General features: G+C 65.6%; 16 protein-coding genes. 1 reads left to right on the top strand and 15 read right to left on the bottom strand.

All coding sequences use genetic code 11. The features are described from left to right. Positions 1-5 precede the first annotated feature (5 nt). Positions 6-617, top strand: a complete 612-nt coding sequence (locus KHO22_RS00575) for an NAD(P)-dependent oxidoreductase (RefSeq protein WP_211945149.1) — start codon at positions 6-8, stop codon at positions 615-617. Positions 618-668: 51 nt separating this feature from the next. On the opposite strand, the gene KHO22_RS00570 is transcribed toward KHO22_RS00575, so the two are convergent. The 15 genes from KHO22_RS00570 to rlmN form a co-directional block, all read right to left on the bottom strand. Then, positions 669-1,232, bottom strand: coding sequence for a phosphoribosyltransferase (locus KHO22_RS00570; protein ID WP_211945148.1), 564 nt, complete (start codon positions 1,230-1,232; stop codon positions 669-671). Positions 1,233-1,354: 122 nt separating this feature from the next. After that, positions 1,355-2,695, bottom strand: coding sequence for an adenylosuccinate synthase (locus KHO22_RS00565; protein ID WP_211945147.1), 1,341 nt, complete (start codon positions 2,693-2,695; stop codon positions 1,355-1,357). 86 nt (positions 2,696-2,781) lie between these two features. Further along, on the bottom strand, positions 2,782-3,933 hold the full coding sequence (locus KHO22_RS00560) for an ATP phosphoribosyltransferase regulatory subunit (RefSeq protein ID WP_211945146.1): 1,152 nt from the start codon (positions 3,931-3,933) through the stop codon (positions 2,782-2,784). 172 nt (positions 3,934-4,105) lie between these two features. Further along, positions 4,106-5,017 (bottom strand): protease modulator HflC, encoded by a 912-nt coding sequence (gene hflC, locus KHO22_RS00555; protein WP_211945145.1) that lies wholly within the window; start codon positions 5,015-5,017, stop codon positions 4,106-4,108. 10 nt (positions 5,018-5,027) lie between these two features. Then, complete coding sequence (gene hflK / locus KHO22_RS00550; protein ID WP_211945144.1) at positions 5,028-6,407, bottom strand: FtsH protease activity modulator HflK; 1,380 nt, start codon at positions 6,405-6,407, stop codon at positions 5,028-5,030. 105 nt (positions 6,408-6,512) lie between these two features. Beyond that, entirely contained in the window at positions 6,513-7,748 is a 1,236-nt protein-coding gene (gene hflX, locus KHO22_RS00545; RefSeq protein WP_211945143.1) for a GTPase HflX, read from the bottom strand. Positions 7,749-8,002: 254 nt separating this feature from the next. Next, the gene (gene hfq, locus KHO22_RS00540; protein ID WP_211945142.1) at positions 8,003-8,242 is read right to left on the bottom strand and encodes an RNA chaperone Hfq; all 240 of its coding nucleotides are present in this window, start codon (positions 8,240-8,242) and stop codon (positions 8,003-8,005) included. A gap of 209 nt (positions 8,243-8,451) precedes the next feature. Then, positions 8,452-9,795 carry a ribosome biogenesis GTPase Der gene (gene der / locus KHO22_RS00535; RefSeq protein WP_211945141.1) on the bottom strand — a complete coding sequence of 448 codons (1,344 nt, stop codon included), beginning with the start codon at positions 9,793-9,795 and terminating at the stop codon, positions 8,452-8,454. 224 nt (positions 9,796-10,019) lie between these two features. Next, positions 10,020-11,198 carry an outer membrane protein assembly factor BamB gene (gene bamB / locus KHO22_RS00530; protein WP_420839564.1) on the bottom strand — a complete coding sequence of 393 codons (1,179 nt, stop codon included), beginning with the start codon at positions 11,196-11,198 and terminating at the stop codon, positions 10,020-10,022. Positions 11,199-11,256: 58 nt separating this feature from the next. Continuing rightward, a complete protein-coding gene (locus KHO22_RS00525; protein ID WP_211945140.1) occupies positions 11,257-11,886 on the bottom strand; it encodes a YfgM family protein in 630 nt (209 codons plus the stop codon). A gap of 96 nt (positions 11,887-11,982) precedes the next feature. Continuing rightward, positions 11,983-13,365: a histidine--tRNA ligase gene (gene hisS, locus KHO22_RS00520; protein ID WP_420839563.1), complete on the bottom strand. Its 1,383-nt coding sequence runs from the start codon at positions 13,363-13,365 to the stop codon at positions 11,983-11,985. Between the two features lie 41 nt (positions 13,366-13,406). Then, entirely contained in the window at positions 13,407-14,699 is a 1,293-nt protein-coding gene (ispG, locus tag KHO22_RS00515) for a flavodoxin-dependent (E)-4-hydroxy-3-methylbut-2-enyl-diphosphate synthase (RefSeq protein WP_211945139.1), read from the bottom strand. A 41-nt stretch (positions 14,700-14,740) separates the two neighbouring features. Then, positions 14,741-15,778 (bottom strand): RodZ domain-containing protein, encoded by a 1,038-nt coding sequence (locus tag KHO22_RS00510; protein ID WP_211945138.1) that lies wholly within the window; start codon positions 15,776-15,778, stop codon positions 14,741-14,743. Beyond that, on the bottom strand, positions 15,771-16,550 hold the full coding sequence (gene pilW, locus KHO22_RS00505; RefSeq protein WP_211945137.1) for a type IV pilus biogenesis/stability protein PilW: 780 nt from the start codon (positions 16,548-16,550) through the stop codon (positions 15,771-15,773). Before pilW ends, KHO22_RS00510 begins: the two co-directional genes overlap by 8 nt. Then, positions 16,547-17,701, bottom strand: a complete 1,155-nt coding sequence (gene rlmN / locus KHO22_RS00500) for a dual-specificity RNA methyltransferase RlmN (RefSeq protein WP_211945136.1) — start codon at positions 17,699-17,701, stop codon at positions 16,547-16,549. Before rlmN ends, pilW begins: the two co-directional genes overlap by 4 nt. Positions 17,702-17,721: the final 20 nt, after the last annotated feature.

Genomic DNA, 17,721 nt, shown 5'->3' with positions numbered 1-17,721 from the left:
CAACCATGAATATTGCCATCATCGGCGCCACCGGCCGCGTGGGAACCCGCCTGATCGACGAAGCACTGCGCCGCGGTCATCGCGTCACCGCCCTGGCCCGCACGGCCAGCAGCCTGCCTGCCCGCGAAGGCCTGATCACGCGGGACGTTGACGCGACCGACAGCCAGGCACTGGCGGCCGCACTGGCAGGCCACGATGCGGCCATCAGCACGGCGCGGTTCGAGCAATTGAAGGCACCGCAAGTCGTCGGGCCGGTCAAGGCAGCCGGCGTAGCGCGCCTGCTCGTGGTCGGCGGCGCAGGCAGCCTGTTCGTGGCGCCTGGCACGCAACTCGTCGATACGCCGGGATTCCCGGCCGCCTACAAGGGCGAAGCGCTGGCCGGACGCGACTTTCTCGATGCCTTGCGCGGGGAGTCGGATCTGGACTGGACGTTCCTGTCGCCCTCGGCCCTGTTCGAGCCGGGCGAGCGCACCGGCAGGTACCGTGCGGGCCAGGATGCGTTGCTGGCGGATGCTGCCGGCAAGAGCTGGATCTCGATGGAAGACTACGCGATCGCAATGCTCGACGAGATCGAGAAGCCAGCGCATCCGCGCCAGCGCTTCACGGTCGGTTACTGAAGCCTGAGTTGCGCGGCCCCGGGGCGGGGCCGGCAGTTCTACGACAGCGCCTCAGCCTTGCACGCCGTCTTCCTGCGCGCGCTTGCCGCGCTTGAGCCAGGCCGCAAGGTTGTGCGGGCGCAGCGTGTCGTATTCTTCGAACGGCTGGTGGATCCAGGGATTCGACGGCAGGAAGGTCTCGTGATAGTCCGGCTTGACCTTGGAGCAGGCCTTGTACCAGAGCACCGCGGACCGGACCTCCGTCACGGCGGGATAGCGCTCTTTCAGATGCCGCCCCACGCGCTCCAGGGTCACCCCGGAATCGACCAGATCATCCACCAGCAGGATCTTGCCGGTGAGCTCGCCACGCGTCATGGTGATGTACTGGGCGATATCGAGATCGCCCTGCTGCGTGCCCGCGGCTTCGCGGTAACTGCTGGTGGCCAGGATGGCCAGCGGCACGTCGAAGATGCGCGACATCTGGTCGCCCACGCGCAGGCCACCGCGCGCCAGGCACAGGATCTTGTCGAACTTCCAGCCCGACTCATGCACGTTCAGCGACAGACGCGCGATCTGGCGATGGTACTCATCCCAGGACACCCACAGGTTCTCATCGTCGTTCGTTGGCTGGTTCATGATTTGCTCTTTCTTTCTTCTGGTCGGTTGACCGATATGGCTCGGCCCGCTTGCGCGGGCCGTTTTGTTCTTGCGGGGCCGCCGCGCTTGTGGCGCGCGGCCTTTGCAATCTGTGTACCGGATCAGGCCAGGTACGGGTGACGCAGCAGGATTGTCTCGTCGCGATCCGGGCCGGTCGAAATCATGTCGATCGGAATGCCGACCACTTCTTCCACGCGCTTGAGGTAGGTGCGCGCGGCTTCCGGCAGCGCGTCCCACGACTTTACGCCGAACGTCGACTCGTTCCAGCCGGGGAATTCCTCGTAGACCGGCTCGCAGCGCGCCACGGCATCCGAACCGCGCGGCAGGATGTCCACGGTCTTGCCGTCCAGTTTGTAGCCAACGCACAGGCTGATGCTTTCCAGGCCGTCGAGCACGTCGAGCTTGGTCAGGCACAGGCCCGACACGCCGTTGATCTGCACCGAGCGCTTGAGCGCAGCGGCATCCAGCCAGCCGGTGCGGCGCGGACGACCGGTCACCGAGCCGAACTCCTTGCCGACATTGGCCAGCCGCACGCCGACGGGATCCTGGCGAGCGGGATTGTCGTTGTCGTACAGTTCGCTCGGGAACGGACCGGCACCAACGCGCGTGCAGTAGGCCTTGGTGATGCCCAGGATGTAGTTCAGGCGACCCGGACCCACGCCGGCACCTGCGGCAGCCGCACCGGCCACGCAGTTGCTGGAGGTCACGAACGGGTACGTGCCGTGGTCCACGTCGAGCAGCGTGCCTTGCGCGCCTTCGAACATCAGGTTGCCGCCGGCGGCATTGACCGCGTAGAGCTCGGCCGACACGTCCGCGACCATCGGCGCCAGGCGCGGCGCAAAGGCCAGCGCGTCATCCAGCGTCTGCTGATAGTCCACGGCTTCGGCGCCGAGGTACTGGGTCAGCATGAAGTTGTGGAGGTCCAGGTTCTCGCGCAGGCGCTCGGCGAATTGCTTCGGGTCGAACAGATCCTGCACGCGCAGCGCGCGGCGAGCCACCTTGTCTTCGTAGGCCGGCCCGATGCCGCGGCCGGTCGTGCCGATCTTGGCAGCGCCGCGGCGCGCTTCGCGGGCCTTGTCGATGGCCACGTGGTACGGCAGGATCAGCGTCGCGGCTTCCGAGATGCGCAGGCGTTTCTGCACTTCCAGGCCAGCCGATTCAAGTTCTTCGATTTCACGGAACAGGGCTTCGGGCGACAGCACCACACCGTTTCCGATGTAGCAGACCGTGCCTTCACGCATGATTCCCGACGGGATCAGTCGCAGGATGGTCTTCTTGCCGCCGATGATCAGGGTATGGCCAGCGTTGTGGCCGCCCTGGAACCGCACCACGCCCTTTGCATGGTCGGTAAGCCAATCGACGATTTTTCCCTTGCCTTCGTCACCCCATTGGGTGCCGATCACGACGACATTGCGCCCCTGGCCTACTGCGGATGCGGACATATTGCTTTGGTCAATAGGTTAAAAACGTATTCTACTCTCGTTGCCGGTCGATTCCTGCTTTTTGGGCAAATGACCGGTATCAAGGCTCATCGCGGCACAACAACCCAGCCAGCTTCCTGGCGCACGAGTTGCCGGTCGCAGTTGAACTCATCGAGTTCATTGGTATGCCCGGGCAGCGACTGGATCACGATCTCCCCCGCAGCCCGCAGCGCCACGATGGCGGCACGAAGCGCCGGATCGGCATCCCAGGGTGCGAAAACGGCCTGGGCGCGCACTTCGATCGGTGACAGTGCCGCCACCTCACGCAGATCCAGCGAGAAACCGGTGGCCGGACGCGCGCGGCCAAAGGCCTCGCCAACCTTGTCATACCGACCCCCGCGCGCCACGTAGTTCGGCAGCCCCGCCACATACGCCGTAAACATCACACCGCTGTGATAATGGTAGCCGCGCAGATCGGACAGGTCGATATTGACGCTCGCGCCGCGCACCTGCGTCGCCAGTGCCGCGAGTTCATCCAGTGCGCGCCCGATCGCCGGGCTGGCGGGCAGCGTGGCACGCGCGCGGTCGAGAACCTCGACTCCGCCGTACAGCGTCGGCAGCGCCAGCAGGGCTTCGCGCTCGGTCTGAGGCATGCCTTGCGTGATCTCGCGCAGTGCAGAGCTATCCTTGGTTTCCAGGGCCGCGAACAGGGCCTCTTCGATCCGGCGGATCGACGGCAGGCCTTCCAGCAACGCCTCGAGGATGCCGGCATGGCACAGGTCGATGCGGATATCCGACAGGCCCGCCGCCTGCAGCGCGGCCAGCATCAGTTCCTGGATCTCGACGTCGGCCTCCAGGCCTGCATGGCCATAGATTTCGGTACCGACCTGAATCGGCTCGCGGGTGGCGTGGAACCCGGCCGGGCGCGCGTGCAGGACGTTGCCCGCATAGCACAGGCGCGTCACGCCGGGACGGTTCAGCAGATGGGCATCGATGCGCGCCACCTGCGGCGTGATATCGGCGCGCAGGCCCATCGTGCGGCCGGACAACTGGTCCACCAGCTTGAGCGTGCGCAGGTCCAGGTCATGCCCGGTTCCGGTCAGCAGCGACTCCAGGTATTCCAGCATCGGCGGCATGACCAGCTCATAACCGTAGGTGCGGAACAGGTCCAGCATGCGGCGGCGCAATTCCTCGATCTTGCGGGCCTCCGACGGCAGGACGTCGGCAATGTTTTCTGGCAGCAGCCAATGGTTGGACATGATGAATCTCTTCTCTGTATGACACGTTTGCGGGCAGGCACCAGCCTGCACACCCGGCGAATCGGATACGGCCGGCGCGCGTCCGCGCCGTCACTTCAGGCGCCGAGCCCCAGCCGGACAAAACCCCGGCAAGCCGGGGTTTTGTCACCTCGCCACAAATTCAGCGGTCTCGCTAGCGCCGTCCTCCGGACGCGCCGCCCGTCGCCGGAGCCGCGGCACCGCCGCTGGAGCGCATATACCGGAAGAAGTCCGAATTCGGTTCCAGCACCATGATGTCGCGCTTGTCGCGGAAGGTATTGCGATAGGCTTCCATGCTGCGCCAGAACTGCGCGAACTGCGGATCCCTGCCAAAGGCATCAGCATAGATCTGCGACGACTTGGCATCGCCCTCACCCTTGATCACCTGCGCATCGCGATAGGCTTCCGCCAGCACCACCTCACGCTGGCGGTCGGCATCGGCGCGGATCTTCTCGCCCTCGGCAGCACCGGTCGAACGCAGCTCGTTGGCCACGCGCTTGCGCTCGGCTTCCATGCGGCGGTACACCGACTCGCTGATGGCCGGCAGCAGGTCCACGCGCTTGAGCCGCACGTCGAGGATCTCGACGCCGACCGACTGCGCGTACTCCGCCATGCCGGCGCGAATGTTCTGCATGACCTTCTCGCGCTCGCCGGCGACAACGTCGGCCACGGTGCGCTTGCCGAATTCCTCGCGCGCCACGGCATCGATACGCTGGGTCATGCGGTCCTGGGCTCCGCGCACATTACCGCCAAAGGCCACGTAGAACTTGCGCGGCTCCGTAATGCGCCATTTGACGAACCAGTCCACCACCATGCTCTTCTTCTCGGCAGTCAGGAAGCGCTCGCTGGCGGCAACGTCAATGGTCTGCAGGCGACGGTCCATGAACACCACGTTCTGCAGCGGCGGCGGCAGCTTGAAGTGCAGGCCGGGCTCGCGCACGATCTGCTTGATCTCGCCAAATGCGAACACCACGGCGTACTGGCGCTGGTCCACCACGAACATCATCGAAGATGCCACGGCCAGCAGGATGAAAGCGCCGATCGCGAAGGAAATCAGTCGGTTCATGACGGTCTCCTCAGCGCGAATCGCGGTCACGGTTGCGCAGGGATTCGCGCGACCGGATATCGGCGGCCGAATCCTGCGCCGGTGCCTGCGTGCCGGCACCGCTGGCCGGCTGGGATGGCGACGGTGTGCCGCGGCCATCGGCCTGGGCCTGGGCCTGCGCCATCAGCTTGTCGAGCGGGAGATACAGAAGGTTGCTGCCCTGGCGCGCATCCACGAGCACCTTGGTCGAATTGGCGTAGATCTGCTGCATGGTCTCGATATAGATGCGGTCGCGCGTCACCTGCGGTGCCTTGGCATATTCGCCCTGCACCGAACGGAACCGCGAAGCATCACCCTCGGCCTGTGCCACCACGCGGGCGCGGTAGGCTTCGGATTCCTCCTTCAGCCGCGCGGCCGTACCCTTGGCGCGCGGAATCACGTCGTTTGCATAGGCCTGGCCTTCGCTGATCGCACGCTCGCGATCCTGGCTGGCCTTGTTCACGTCATCGAACGCGGCCTGCACCTGCTCGGGCGGCTGCACGCTCTGCACGTTGACCGAGATGACGCGGATGCCGGTCTTGTATGCGGTCAGGATCGACTGGATCGACTTGGCCAGCCCCTGCGCGATCTGCTCGCGGTTCTCGTACAGCACCGCGTCCATCTTGTTGCGGCCGACGATCTCGCGCACCGAGGTTTCGGCGGCCTGCGTCACGAGTTCCTCGTCGCCGCCACGATCGGTCTTGTTGAAGAACAGGAATTCGCTGGCGTCCTGGATGTCGTACTGGACCGTGAAGCGGACGTCGATGATGTTCTCGTCCTGCGTCAGCATCGACGAGTCCTTCAGGTTGCTGTCCTTGATCGACGTGGAGCGCCCCACTTCCACCGATCGCACGCCCGACAGGTTGACGACCTCGGCCGATTGAATCGGCCAGGGCAGGCGCCAGTTGATACCAGGGCCCGTCGAGTACTTGAACTTGCCGAACTGCAGGATCACCGCGGTCTGGCCTTCCTGCACCATGAAAAAACCGCTGGCCAGCCAGATGGCGACCACTGCGGCCACCACCACGCCAAGACCCACGCCGGAGCCCTTGCCGGGCACGCGCGGCCCGCCGAGGCCCTGGTTGCCGCCGCCACCGTTCTCCTTGCGTCCGAGCAGTCCGTTCAGCCGCCGGTTGAAGTCGCGCCAGAGTTCGTCGAGATCGGGCGGACCGTCCTGCGGCCGCTGGTTCTGCTGACGGTTCCCGTCACGATCGTTCGCGCGGCTGTCCTTGTCATCCTCATCCTGGCCGTCGCGTCCCCAGCGAGGATCGTTCAGCGAGAAGATTGCGCGCAGGCGCTGCCATCCCGCACGCAGCGGAAATCGGCCGCCCGGGGTCAGGCTCGATTCAGGATTCCGGGAGAACTGGGGCATGAAGTGCACGGGTCCGGGGAAGTTTGTAACAGGGGGATTCTAGCAGTCATCTGCGCCACTTTTGGCCAAATCGCGGAATCCGGCCGCGAATCCCGCCGATATGGATCAGGACGGGACGCGATCATCCGGATCGCGCCGCTCGTCCCAGTCGATTCCGTCATCGTCCGCGCGCGGGCCCTGCTCCGACAGCCGCAGATCGAACGGCGCGGGCTCGGGCGGCAGGTTTGCCAGCCACTGCGCGACTTCAACGATGGACTCCCGCAGTGCATCCAGGCCTACGCCCTCGCGGGCGCTCAGAAATACGCGCGTCGGAACGCCGCTTTCGTCGCGTTCGACACGGGCGCCCTGCTCCTGCAATTCCGGCGCGGCATCGATCTTGTTCATCACAACGATCTGCGGAATGCCGGAGGCTTCGATTTCCGCCAGCACCCGGTTCACCTGCTCGATCTGTTCATGACGCACCGGGCTCGAGGCGTCCACGACATGCAGCAGCAAGTCGGCATGCACGGTTTCGTCGAGCGTCGCGCGGAACGCCTCGACGAGCTGCGTAGGCAGGTCGCGGATAAAGCCGACCGTATCCGAAAGCACCACGTTGCCGAGCCCGTCCAGGAACATCCGGCGCGACGTGGTATCCAGCGTCGCGAAGAGCTGGTCGGCCGCATAGGCGCCGGCCTTGGTCAATGCATTGAACAGCGTCGACTTGCCGGCGTTGGTATAGCCAACCAGCGAAATGCTCAAGGTCTCGTTGCGCGCGCGGGCACGCCGCTGCGTGCTGTGCTGCCGCTGCAGGCGGGCAAGGTCGGTCTTCAGCCGCTTGGCCCTGGTATCGAGCATCCGACGGTCCAGTTCCAGCTGGCGCTCGCCCGGGCCGCCCCGCATGCCGATACCCCCCTTCTGCCGCTCCAGGTGGCTCCACGCACGAACCAGGCGCGACGCCTGGTACTGGACCTGCGCCAGCTCCACCTGCACCTTGCCCACATGGCTCTGCGCGCGCTGCGCGAAGATATCCAGGATCAGGCCGGTACGGTCGATCACATGGCGCTGGAGAAAGCGTTCCAGGTTACGTTGCTGTGCCGGGCTCAAGGCATGGTTGAACACCACGATGTCGGCATCGAGCGCATCCGCGGCCTCCTTCAGCTCCTCGGCCTTGCCCGAGCCGATGAACAGCGCAGGGTCCGGCCGCGAGCGCTTGCCGGTCAGCGTATGCACGGGCATGGAGCCCGCGGTGGTGGTCAACAGGGCAAGTTCGCTCAGGCTTTCCTGAAAGTCGTGCTTGCCGAAATCCACGCCGACGAGAATGGCACGTGACGGTTCGGTGTTGGAAGTAGCTCTGGGATCCAAGCGGGGGGCGCTACGCGCGAAGAAAAACGGTTTTGGGGAGACGACCGGAACTGGCCGGAATCAGGGACGGGAGCGGGCCGGCAGAGGCACGCGCTCCCTTGCGCGATCGAGACACCGGCACGGCTGGCAGCCAGTCCGGTTCACCGCAGGCCGGCCGCATGCGCGAGCCGGAGGCCGGCACCGCCGCAACGCCGGGTGGCGTGTGCTCGATGCCAGCTGGCAAGGGCCGCAAGCTGTTGCGGCCCTCCAGAAGATCAGGCCTCGGTGGATTCATCCACGCGGAAATTGACCGCGCGAGCCGGGACGACAGTGGAAATCGCATGCTTGTAGACCATCTGCGTCACGGTGTTACGCAGCAGCACGACATACTGATCGAACGATTCGATGTTGCCTTGCAGCTTGATGCCATTGACGAGATAGATGGAAACCGGCACGTGCTCTTTGCGCAGCGCGTTCAGGAACGGGTCTTGTAGCAGTTGCCCTTTGTTGCTCATGGCACACTCCAAATTTATAGGTTTAGTGGTGAATAATGGGGACGAAAGTCCCCGGTTCAAGTCAAGCGGCGCAAGCTCGCGCCAGAAAAAAGATCAAAAACGGTACCAAAGCGGCATCAGCGCGCAGAGAACCCCTGCTACCGCAAATTTAGCCGCAGTTCCAAACGAACGCAAACGAAAACTTGCCTCGCCATGCACCCGCCGGGAACTCAGTCTTTCGAGTCCGCATACGGGTTTTTGTTCGTGCGAAATTCAATGCGAAGAGGGGTGCCCTTCAACTTGAATGCCGCCCGGTAGCGGTTTTCCAGGTAGCGCCGGTAGGTCTCGGAAACGCTCGACAAAGCGTTGCCGTGGATCACGATGATCGGCGGGTTGGATCCACCCTGGTGCGCGTAGCGCAGCTTCGGCCGCGATACGCCGGCGCGCTTCGGCTGCTGGAACTCCACCGCTTCCTGCAGCACCCGCGTGAGCTGCGGTGTGGGCAGTTTAACCATGGCCGCGGCAAACGCGTCGTCGACCGAACGCATCAGCGCGCCAATGCCTGTGCGTTCCCGCGCAGACACGAAGTGGAAATTGGCGAAGCTCAGGAATTGCAGCTTGCGCTCGAGGTCATGCTTGATGCGATCGCGGGTATGGCCATCAAGGCCATCCCACTTGTTGACGCCGACCACGAGAGCCCGGCCGGACTCAACGATAAAGCCCGCGATATGGGCATCCTGCTCGGAAATATCCTGCTGCGCGTCGAGCAGCAGGATCACGACGTTGGCGTCGGCGATCGATTGCAGCGTCTTGACCACCGAGAACTTCTCGATCGCTTCGAATACCTTGCCCCGACGCCGCAGACCCGCCGTGTCGATCAGCGTGTAGGGCTTGCCGCCGCGCTCGAACTCCACGTAGATGGCGTCGCGGGTGGTGCCGGGCATGTCGAACGCAATCACGCGCTCCTCGCCGATCAGCGAATTCACGAGCGTCGACTTCCCGACGTTCGGGCGCCCGACGATGGCGATCTTCACGCCTTTGCCGTTGTCGGCCTCTTCCTCGGCCAGCTCCGGACGCTCCTGCACAGCCAGTTCCAGCGCTTCGTCCACGAGTTCGCGAACGCCATCGCCGTGCGCCGCCGAAATCGCGTACGGATCGCCCATGCCGAGTTCATAGAAGTCGGCGGCGACCGAGGTGTACTTCATGCCCTCGGCCTTGTTGACGGCCAGCATCACACGCCGGCCGGTCTTGCGCAGGTAGTCGGCAATGGCGCGGTCCTGCGGCGCCAGGCCCAGCCTGCCGTCGACAATGAAGATGACCACGTCCGCCTCGACCACGGCCTGCTTGGTCTGCTTGGCCATCTCGGCGACGATGCCTTCCTTGACCACCGGCTCGAAGCCGCCGGTATCGATGGCAATGAAGGGCCGCTCGCCAATACGCCCTTCGCCGTAGTGGCGGTCGCGCGTCAGGCCTGGCAGGTCGGCGACAAGGGCGTCGCGCGACCGCGTCATGCGGTTGAATAGCGTCGACTTCCCGACGTTCGGGCGGCCGACAAGTGCAATAACTGGTTTCATGCAATAAACGGAAACGGGGGCCGGCACCTGCCGTCCCCCTGGAACTCCGGAGTCAGTTGATCCGACGGCGCCTCATGCAAAATATGCATGGCCAGCCGCTTCTCCTGTCGGGTGGAGCGTGGCACCAGGGCCCGCTCCGCATTTCGCCGCACGACCAGGGATCATGCTACCGGAATTGGCGCTGCCCGTACCGACAGGTGTACGGGCGGCGCTGCCATCAGGGCTCAGTCCGGCACGTAGCCGTAGACGTCGCCGTCGCGGGTCTGGACGACCAGGGTCTGTCCCGCCACCACCGGCGCGGCGCTGATGGCACTGCCATCGGTCTTCATGCGCGCCAGCACGGTGCCATCGTCCCGCGAGAGGAAGTGCACATAGCCTTCGAAATCGCCCATCACCACCGAGCGGCCCAGCACCAGCGGCGCGCCCAGGCGGCGATAGCGCAGTTCGTTGTTCTTCCAGCGCTCGTTGCCATTCTGGCGGTCGAACGCGAACACCACGGACTGTTCGTCGCTGGCATAGATGGCTATGTCATCCTGCGCCGGGCCGGTCGGCGACGAGAAGTCCTTGCCCCATTGCGGCTGGCCATTGGCCAGTTCCAGGCAGGCGATACGGCCCTGGAAGGTCGTGGCGCAAACCTGGCGGCCACTGACCATGGGCTGGCCGGTGACATCGTTCAGGCGCTCGATCTCCGAAACACCCTTGGGATACGAAACCGCGCTCTCCCAGCGAAGCACGCCGTTGCCCGGCGTCAGGACCCCCAGCTTGCCGCCGGGGAAACCCATCACGATGCCGTCACCGGCGAACACCATGCCCAGGGCGGCGCGCAGGTTCAGCGGCGTCTGTGAACGCTGGTAGATCCAGCGCCGTTCACCGGTCTGGGCGTCCAGCGCGAGCACCCGGGTATCGGTGGTGCGCACGACCACCAGGCCGTTGCCGACCAGAGGCGCCGACAGGACTTCGCCATTGACCTGCTTTTTCCAGATCTGCTTGCCGCTGGTATCGAAGGCGTACACCGCGCCCTTCTCGCCCGCCACCGCCGTCACGGAGCCGTCACTGCCCGGGCCGGTTGTAATGTCGACATCGGTCTTGGCCTTCCACAGCGTCCGCCCGGTGGCCCCGTCGAGCGCCATGATGTTGCCATTGTTGGCCGACACGTACACATTGCTGCCGGCCGCGGCCGGCTTCAGCGCATACGGCCCGCTCTTGCCCACGTCCGCCTTCCAGGCCTGACGCACGGACAGCGTCGCCGACACCGGCTTCAGTTCGGCCGGCGGATGCTTGTTCTCCTTGCTGAACAGCGAGCAACCGCCCAGCGCCACAAGGCAGGCGCCGGCGACGAGCGCACGGGCAATCTTGCGGCGCGACTCGCCTTGTTGTTCGGCACCGGAAAGCATTGACGTCATAGGGTTCGGATCCTGGATTGGGTTATGGCGGATGTCCTTCACGTATCGCGGCGCAAGCTCAGGCCGTGCCAAGCGCGTCGAGCTTGAACTGGATGATCTGGCGCGACTGATCGTCGGCACCCAGCTTGTCCAGCGCCTTGCGGTAGGCAGCGCGCGCCTCGTCGCGCTTGTCCTGCGCGGCCAGCAGATCGCCCTTGCGGTCGGCATACAGGGCAACGAACGGCGCCGGCGGCTCGTCCTTGAGCAGCGCCAGGCCCTGGTCGTAGGCCTTTTCGTCGAGCAGCACGCCGGCAAGGCGCACACGGGCGATCAGCGAGTACTCGCCGTCGCCATGATCAATGGCCCACTGCAACTGCGCCTTGGCAGTCGCGAGGTCGCCCGCATCGTACAGCACCTTGGCGGCCACGAGGGCACTCATCGGACCATAAGCGGTCTTGCCGAACTTGTCTTCGAGGTCGCCGGCGGCGCGCTTGACGCGCTCGGCATCGCGGCCTTCGGCGGCCTTGACCACCTGGTCGTACAGCACGGCCGCCTCGGAGGCCTGCTTGCGTTCCCAGTACTTCCAGCCGCTCCAGGCGGCGAACGCCAGCAGGGCGGCAATCAGGAGCCACGTCAGGGCATTGCCGTACTGACGCCACCAGGCCTTCAGGTTTTCAAGCTGTTCCTGCTCTTCCAGATCGTATGCCATGTCGAGGCAGTCTCTTGCGTTTGGGTTGGGGTCAAAGGCCGCCCGGGCGGCCTCCGTTTCCTGCTCGGCAGATGTCGCGGGCCGCGGCTCGCGGCGTTACTCGCTGGCGCCGACCATCGCGTCGATGAGGTAGTCGACCAGGCCGTCGGCAGGCACCTGTGCCTGCTGGCCACCGCCTTCGGCCTGCGCGCCCTGGCGAAGTTCCTTCACCTGCACCACACCGGCCGCGACCTCATCGTCGCCGATGATCACGGCATACGCCGCGCCGCTCGAGTCAGCACGCTTCATCTGCGACTTGAAGCTGCCGCTCTTGCCATCGGTCGTGGCATGCACCACCACGTCCAGCCCGGCATCGCGCAGGCGCTCGGCGGCGACCATAGCCTGCTGGGCCGCGGCCTCGCCCTGGTGCACGAGGTAGACATCGCAGCCCACCGCATCCGGCACCACGCCTTCTTCACGGATCAGCTCGATGATGCGCTCGATACCCATGGCCCAGCCGCAGGCCGGCGCCGGCTTGCCGCCCATCTGCGCGATCAGCGGATCGTAGCGGCCGCCGCCGGCAATGGTGCCCTGCGCGCCCAGCTTGTCGGTGATCCACTCGAACACCGTCAGGTTGTAGTAGTCCAGCCCACGCACCAGCCGCGGGTTGATCTTGTACGGAATGTTGTTGGCCTTGAGCAGGCGCTGCACGCCCTCGAAGTGGGCAAGCGATTCCTCGCCCAGGAAGTCGATCAGCTTGGGCGCGTTGGCCGCCATCTCCTGCAGCGCGGGGTTCTTAGTATCCAGCACGCGCAGCGGATTGGTGTACAGGCGGCGCTTGCCGTCTTCGTCCAGGATGTCCTTGAACCTTTCCAGGTACTTGATCAGCTCTTCGCGGTGCGCGGCACGCTCATGGGCCTGGCCCAGCGAATTGATCTCCAGGCGCACGCCCACCAGGCCCAGGTCATCCCACAGGCGCTGGCACATCAGGATGATTTCGGCATCCACGTCCGGCCCGGCAAAACCCAGCGCCTCGGCGCCGAGCTGGTGGAACTGGCGATAGCGGCCGCGCTGCGGACGCTCGTGGCGGAACATCGGGCCGGTGTACCACAGGCGCTTGGGGCCGTCGTACAGCAGGTTGTGCTCGATGGTGGCGCGCACGGCAGCGGCGGTGCCTTCCGGGCGCAGCGTCAGCTGCTCGCCGTTGAGCGAATCGGTGAAGGAATACATTTCCTTCTCGACAATGTCCGTCACCTCGCCGATGCCACGCACGAACAGCTGGGTATGCTCGACGATCGGCGTGCGGACCTGCTGGTAGCCATAGGCCCGCAGCATCGCGCGCGCGGCGTTCTCGAAATGCTCCCACAGCGGGGCATCGGCAGGCAGCATGTCGTTCATGCCCTTCACGCCCTGCAATGCCTTGGCGGGGCGTGCCTTGTCTTCTGCCTTGTCTTCTGCCTTGGCGCCGCTTTGCGCGGACGGATTCTCGTTTTGCGTCATTCTGTAGTTATCTTGCTGGGGTGAGCCGGTTCCATACCGGCTCAGGCCGCCGCTTCCTTCTCTGCCCGTGCTGCGCCCGGGCCGTAATGCGTGCGAACGTACTCGTCGACGATCGCCTGGAATTCTTCCGAGATGCGCTCGCCGCGCAGCGTCTTCACCTTGACGCCATCCACGAACACCGGCGCCGCCGGCGATTCGCCCGAGCCCGGCAGCGAGATGCCGATGTTGGCGTGCTTGCTCTCGCCCGGACCGTTGACGATGCAGCCCATCACGGCCACGTCCATCTCTTCGACGCCGGGATAGGCCGTCTTCCAGTGTGGCATCTGCTCGCGCAGGTACGTCTGGATGCTTGCCGCCAGCTCCTGGAATACGGTGCTGGTGGTACGGCCGCAACCCGGGCAGGCAATGACCATCGGCGTGAAATTGCGCATGCCCATGGTCTGCAGGATCTCCTGCCCGACATAGACTTCCTTCTCGCGCGGCGCGCCTGGTTCCGGCGTCAGCGAGATGCGGATGGTATCGCCGATGCCTTCCTGCAGCAGCACCGACAGTGCGGCCGTCGAGGCCACGATGCCCTTGCTGCCCATGCCCGCCTCGGTCAGCCCGAGATGCAGCGCATAGTCGCAGCGGCGCGCCAGCTCGCGGTACACCGCGATCAGCTCCTGCACCTGCGACACCTTGCACGACAGGATGATCTGGTTGCCAGGCAGGCCGATTTCCTCGGCCTTCTTCGCCGAGTCGATCGCCGAGGTGATCAGCGCCTCGATCATCACGCTCTGCGCAGGCCAGGGCTCGGCACGGCCGGCGTTCTCGTCCATGACGCGCGCGAGCAGGTCCTGGTCCAGGCTGCCCCAGTTGACGCCGATGCGCACCGGCTTGTTGAACCGGCAGGCCATCTCGATCATCTGGGCGAACTGCGTATCGCGCTTGGCACCCTGACCGACATTGCCCGGGTTGATGCGGTACTTCGACAGCGCCTCGGCACAAGCCGGATGATCCTGCAGCAGCTTGTGGCCGTTGTAGTGGAAGTCGCCCACCAGCGGCACGTTGACGCCCATGCGGTCGAGCTGCTCGCGGATGTGCGGCACGGCCGCGGCCGCTTCGGGCGTATTGACGGTGATGCGCACGATCTCGGACCCCGCGCGCGCCAGCTCCTTGACCTGGATAGCCGTGCCGATGGCATCGACGGTGTCCGTATTGGTCATCGACTGCACACGCACCGGCGCCCCGCCGCCAATGGTGACGATGTTGCCGCTCCACTCGATACGCGCCTGGCGCGTCTCGCGGCGCGGCAGCGGGCCCGGCAGGACCGGAAGACAAAGCTGTTCGTTCATAGCGTTACCACCTCGCAATGATGCACGGTGCCGGGCCGGCGTCAGGGCAGCGTCAGCCGCGCGACGTTGTTGCGGTTCGCCGCCTTCAGGTCGACCGGCGTGCCGTTGCGGCTCATCGATTCCACACCCTTCACGTTGCCGATGATCACCTTGTACGGTGCCGCGCCGCCACCCGAGACTTCCTGGCCGCCCTTGGCGGTCCCGCCCAGCACGACCTTGCCGTTGCGGTCGCGGATCTCGTACCACGTGTCGGACGCGAACTTGATCTGCAGCTCGCCCTGTGCCGAGCCTGCCACGGCGGGCGCCGCCGGGGCCGTGGCCACCGCGGGCGCCACCGGGGCCGTGACCGTGGCCGTGACCGTGGCCGCAATCGGGGCCGCCGCCGCAGCCGGTACGGGCACGGCCGCGTCGCTGGCGGATGCAGCCGGCGCGCTCGCAGGCAATGCCTCGGACGGAGCCGGGGAGTCGGCGCCGGCCATGACCGGCGGCAGAGCCGCCGTCACGGTGCCGGAGTCGGATGCCTGAGCCGGCTGCTCCTGCGCTTCGGCTTGCGTGACCTGAGCAGTGCTGTTGCGCGCTTCCAGCCATTGCTTCATGTGGTCGAGCCCGAACCAGCCGCCCGCCGCCACGCCGGCCGCCACCAGCGCCAGCCAGACCCAGCGCCCGCCGGCACCCGCGCCGCTGCGGGTGCCGAAGCGCCGGCGGTCGTCGAACGTCTGGTTGATGCCGCCTTCGCGCTGGCGCGCCATCTCCGTCACCTGCACCGGCCGCGGCTGGAAGCGCGCAAGCAAGGCGTCCACATCCACGTGCAAGATGCGCGCGTAGGCGCGCATCACGCCCTTGGCAAAGGTGACGTCGGGCAGCGCGTCGAGGTGACCGGTTTCGACTGCGGCCAGTTTCGGCGCGGCGACCTTCAGCCGGGCACTCACGTCCTCGATGGACAGCCGTTGCGATTGCCGGGCCTGCGCCAGCAGCGCGCCGATCTCGCGCGCTACGGCTTCACGTTCCGAATCTGTCGCGCCACCGCCGACGTGTCCCGTCGATGCGGCCTGGCCTGCGGCGCGCTCTTGCTCACTCATCCCATGCTCCTTGTTCGTAGGCGCTTAGTTCGCGCGAGTCCGGAAAACGCTGGCGCAGCTGCGCCACCAGGGCACTCTGCGCAGCCGCGTCGCCCTGACGACGCGCAATGCGCGCACCCAGCCAGAGGGATTGCGCGCTTGCGAATTTACCGCTGTTGACACGCTCCACGTACTGCTGAGCCTGCCTGAGATCGCCGCGCCGGTAGTAGACCAGCGCGAGATTGGTGTTGGCGACCGGGTTGTTCCGATCGTAGCCAAGCGCAGCCTTGAGGTTCTTCTCGGCGTCCGCGCCAGCGCCATTGCGAATCTGACAAGCCCCGAGGCTGATCAGCGGCTTGGCCGGCCCGCCGGCCGAGGGGGCGGACAGCGCGCGCTCCAGCACCGGGACTGCCTCGCCATACCGTCCTTCCTGGCACAGGAACCAGCCATAGTTGTTGAGCAGGTCGCCATCGTTGCCACGCATCGAAACCGCGGTGCGGAAGCTGTCATCGGCCAGCGCCTTCTCGTTCATGGCCATGTAGGCCAGCGCCCGCACATGGTAGGCATCGGCCATGGTCGGGTCGGCGGCGATCGCCTGCTTCACCTCATCGAGTGCCACGCTGTTCTGGCCGGCCTCAAGATAATTCGTGGCCAGCTGCAGCCGGATGCTGGCACGGCGCCGTGCATCGGGCTGGTCGGAAGTGCTCTGGAGATCCTGCGAGGGCGCGTGCGGCAACTGGCACGCGGACAACATCAGCAGCCCCAGCAGGGCTGCAGCGATCAGACGGATCATGCGGGGCGAGCCTCCCCAGCCTGGCCAGTCGCGGCGACCGGCACCAAGGGCGTGATCTTGCCGAACTTGCCGCGCTCGGCAAGCCGGGTGCGATCCTTGACTTCCCCGGCAAGCTGGCCGCACGCCGCGTCGATATCGTCGCCACGCGTCTTGCGGATCGTGGTCACGATGCCGGCGTCCATCAACACCTGCGCAAAGCGCCGGATCTGTTCGTTGTTGGAACGCTTGAGGCCCGATTCGGGGAAGGGATTGAACGGGATCAGGTTGAACTTGCATGGCACGTCGGCCACCAGCTTCAACAGCTCCCGCGCATGCTCGACGCCGTCATTGACGCCATCCAGCATGCAGTATTCGAAGGTAATGAAGTCGCGCGGCGCGAACTCCAGGTAACGGCGGCATGCCGCCATCAACTCGGCCAGCGGGTACTTCTTGTTCAGCGGCACGAGCATGTCGCGCAGGCCGTCATTGGACGCATGCAGCGACACCGCAAGGGCCACCGGCAGGTCTTTCGACAGACGGTCCATCATCGGCACCACGCCGGAGGTGGACAGCGTCACGCGCCGGCGCGACAGGCCATACGCGTTGTCGTCCAGCATCAGCCGCATGGCCGGGACCACCTGATCGTAGTTCAGCAGCGGCTCGCCCATGCCCATCATCACCACGTTGGAGATGACGCGGTCATCCTTGGGACCACGGCCCAGTTGCTCGCGCATGGCGAACTCCGCCATCCACAGCTGGCCGATGATCTCGCCCGTGGTCAGGTTGCGCGAGAAACCCTGCTTGCCGGTCGAGCAGAACCGGCAGTTGACGGCGCACCCGGCCTGCGAGGAGACGCACAGCGTGCCGCGCGTTTCCTCGGGGATGTACACCGTCTCCACCGCGTTGCCGTTGCCGACATCGAGCAGCCACTTGCGCGTGCCGTCACCCGACAAGTGGTCGGTGATGACGGCCGGCGAACGGATCTCGGCACGCGTGGCGAGCTTTTCGCGCAGCGACTTGGCGAGATCCGACATGGCGTCGAAACGGCTGGCACCGAACTGGTGGATCCAGCGTTGCAGCTGCCGCGCACGAAACGGCTTCTCGCCGAGCTCTCCGCAATAGGCGGTGAGCGCGTCCGCATCCAGGTCGAGCAGGTTGACGAGATCGTTCATGACGGCAAACTCAACTTCCG

Origin of the sequence: Cupriavidus yeoncheonensis, assembly GCF_905397275.1 — a bacterium.
Lineage (GTDB): Bacteria > Pseudomonadota > Gammaproteobacteria > Burkholderiales > Burkholderiaceae > Cupriavidus > Cupriavidus yeoncheonensis.
This window is presented reverse-complemented; position numbering and strand designations above follow the sequence as displayed.

Excerpts from the sequence above, each read along its gene's own strand:
- KHO22_RS00570 (WP_211945148.1), bottom strand. The coding sequence starts at position 1,232 with ATGAACCAGCCAACGAACGACGATGAGAACCTGTGGGTGTCCTGGGAT.
- hflK (WP_211945144.1), bottom strand. The coding sequence starts at position 6,407 with ATGCCCCAGTTCTCCCGGAATCCTGAATCGAGCCTGACCCCGGGCGGC.
- KHO22_RS00560 (WP_211945146.1), bottom strand. The coding sequence starts at position 3,933 with ATGTCCAACCATTGGCTGCTGCCAGAAAACATTGCCGACGTCCTGCCG.
- hfq (WP_211945142.1), bottom strand. The coding sequence starts at position 8,242 with ATGAGCAACAAAGGGCAACTGCTACAAGACCCGTTCCTGAACGCGCTG.
- KHO22_RS00510 (WP_211945138.1), bottom strand. The coding sequence starts at position 15,778 with ATGAGTGAGCAAGAGCGCGCCGCAGGCCAGGCCGCATCGACGGGACAC.
- der (WP_211945141.1), bottom strand. The coding sequence starts at position 9,795 with ATGAAACCAGTTATTGCACTTGTCGGCCGCCCGAACGTCGGGAAGTCG.
- KHO22_RS00525 (WP_211945140.1), bottom strand. The coding sequence starts at position 11,886 with ATGGCATACGATCTGGAAGAGCAGGAACAGCTTGAAAACCTGAAGGCC.
- KHO22_RS00575 (WP_211945149.1), top strand. The coding sequence starts at position 6 with ATGAATATTGCCATCATCGGCGCCACCGGCCGCGTGGGAACCCGCCTG.
- ispG (WP_211945139.1), bottom strand. The coding sequence starts at position 14,699 with ATGAACGAACAGCTTTGTCTTCCGGTCCTGCCGGGCCCGCTGCCGCGC.
- KHO22_RS00565 (WP_211945147.1), bottom strand. The coding sequence starts at position 2,695 with ATGTCCGCATCCGCAGTAGGCCAGGGGCGCAATGTCGTCGTGATCGGC.
- hflC (WP_211945145.1), bottom strand. The coding sequence starts at position 5,017 with ATGAACCGACTGATTTCCTTCGCGATCGGCGCTTTCATCCTGCTGGCC.
- bamB (WP_420839564.1), bottom strand. The coding sequence starts at position 11,198 with ATGACGTCAATGCTTTCCGGTGCCGAACAACAAGGCGAGTCGCGCCGC.
- pilW (WP_211945137.1), bottom strand. The coding sequence starts at position 16,550 with ATGATCCGTCTGATCGCTGCAGCCCTGCTGGGGCTGCTGATGTTGTCC.
- rlmN (WP_211945136.1), bottom strand. The coding sequence starts at position 17,701 with ATGAACGATCTCGTCAACCTGCTCGACCTGGATGCGGACGCGCTCACC.
- hisS (WP_420839563.1), bottom strand. The coding sequence starts at position 13,365 with ATGACGCAAAACGAGAATCCGTCCGCGCAAAGCGGCGCCAAGGCAGAA.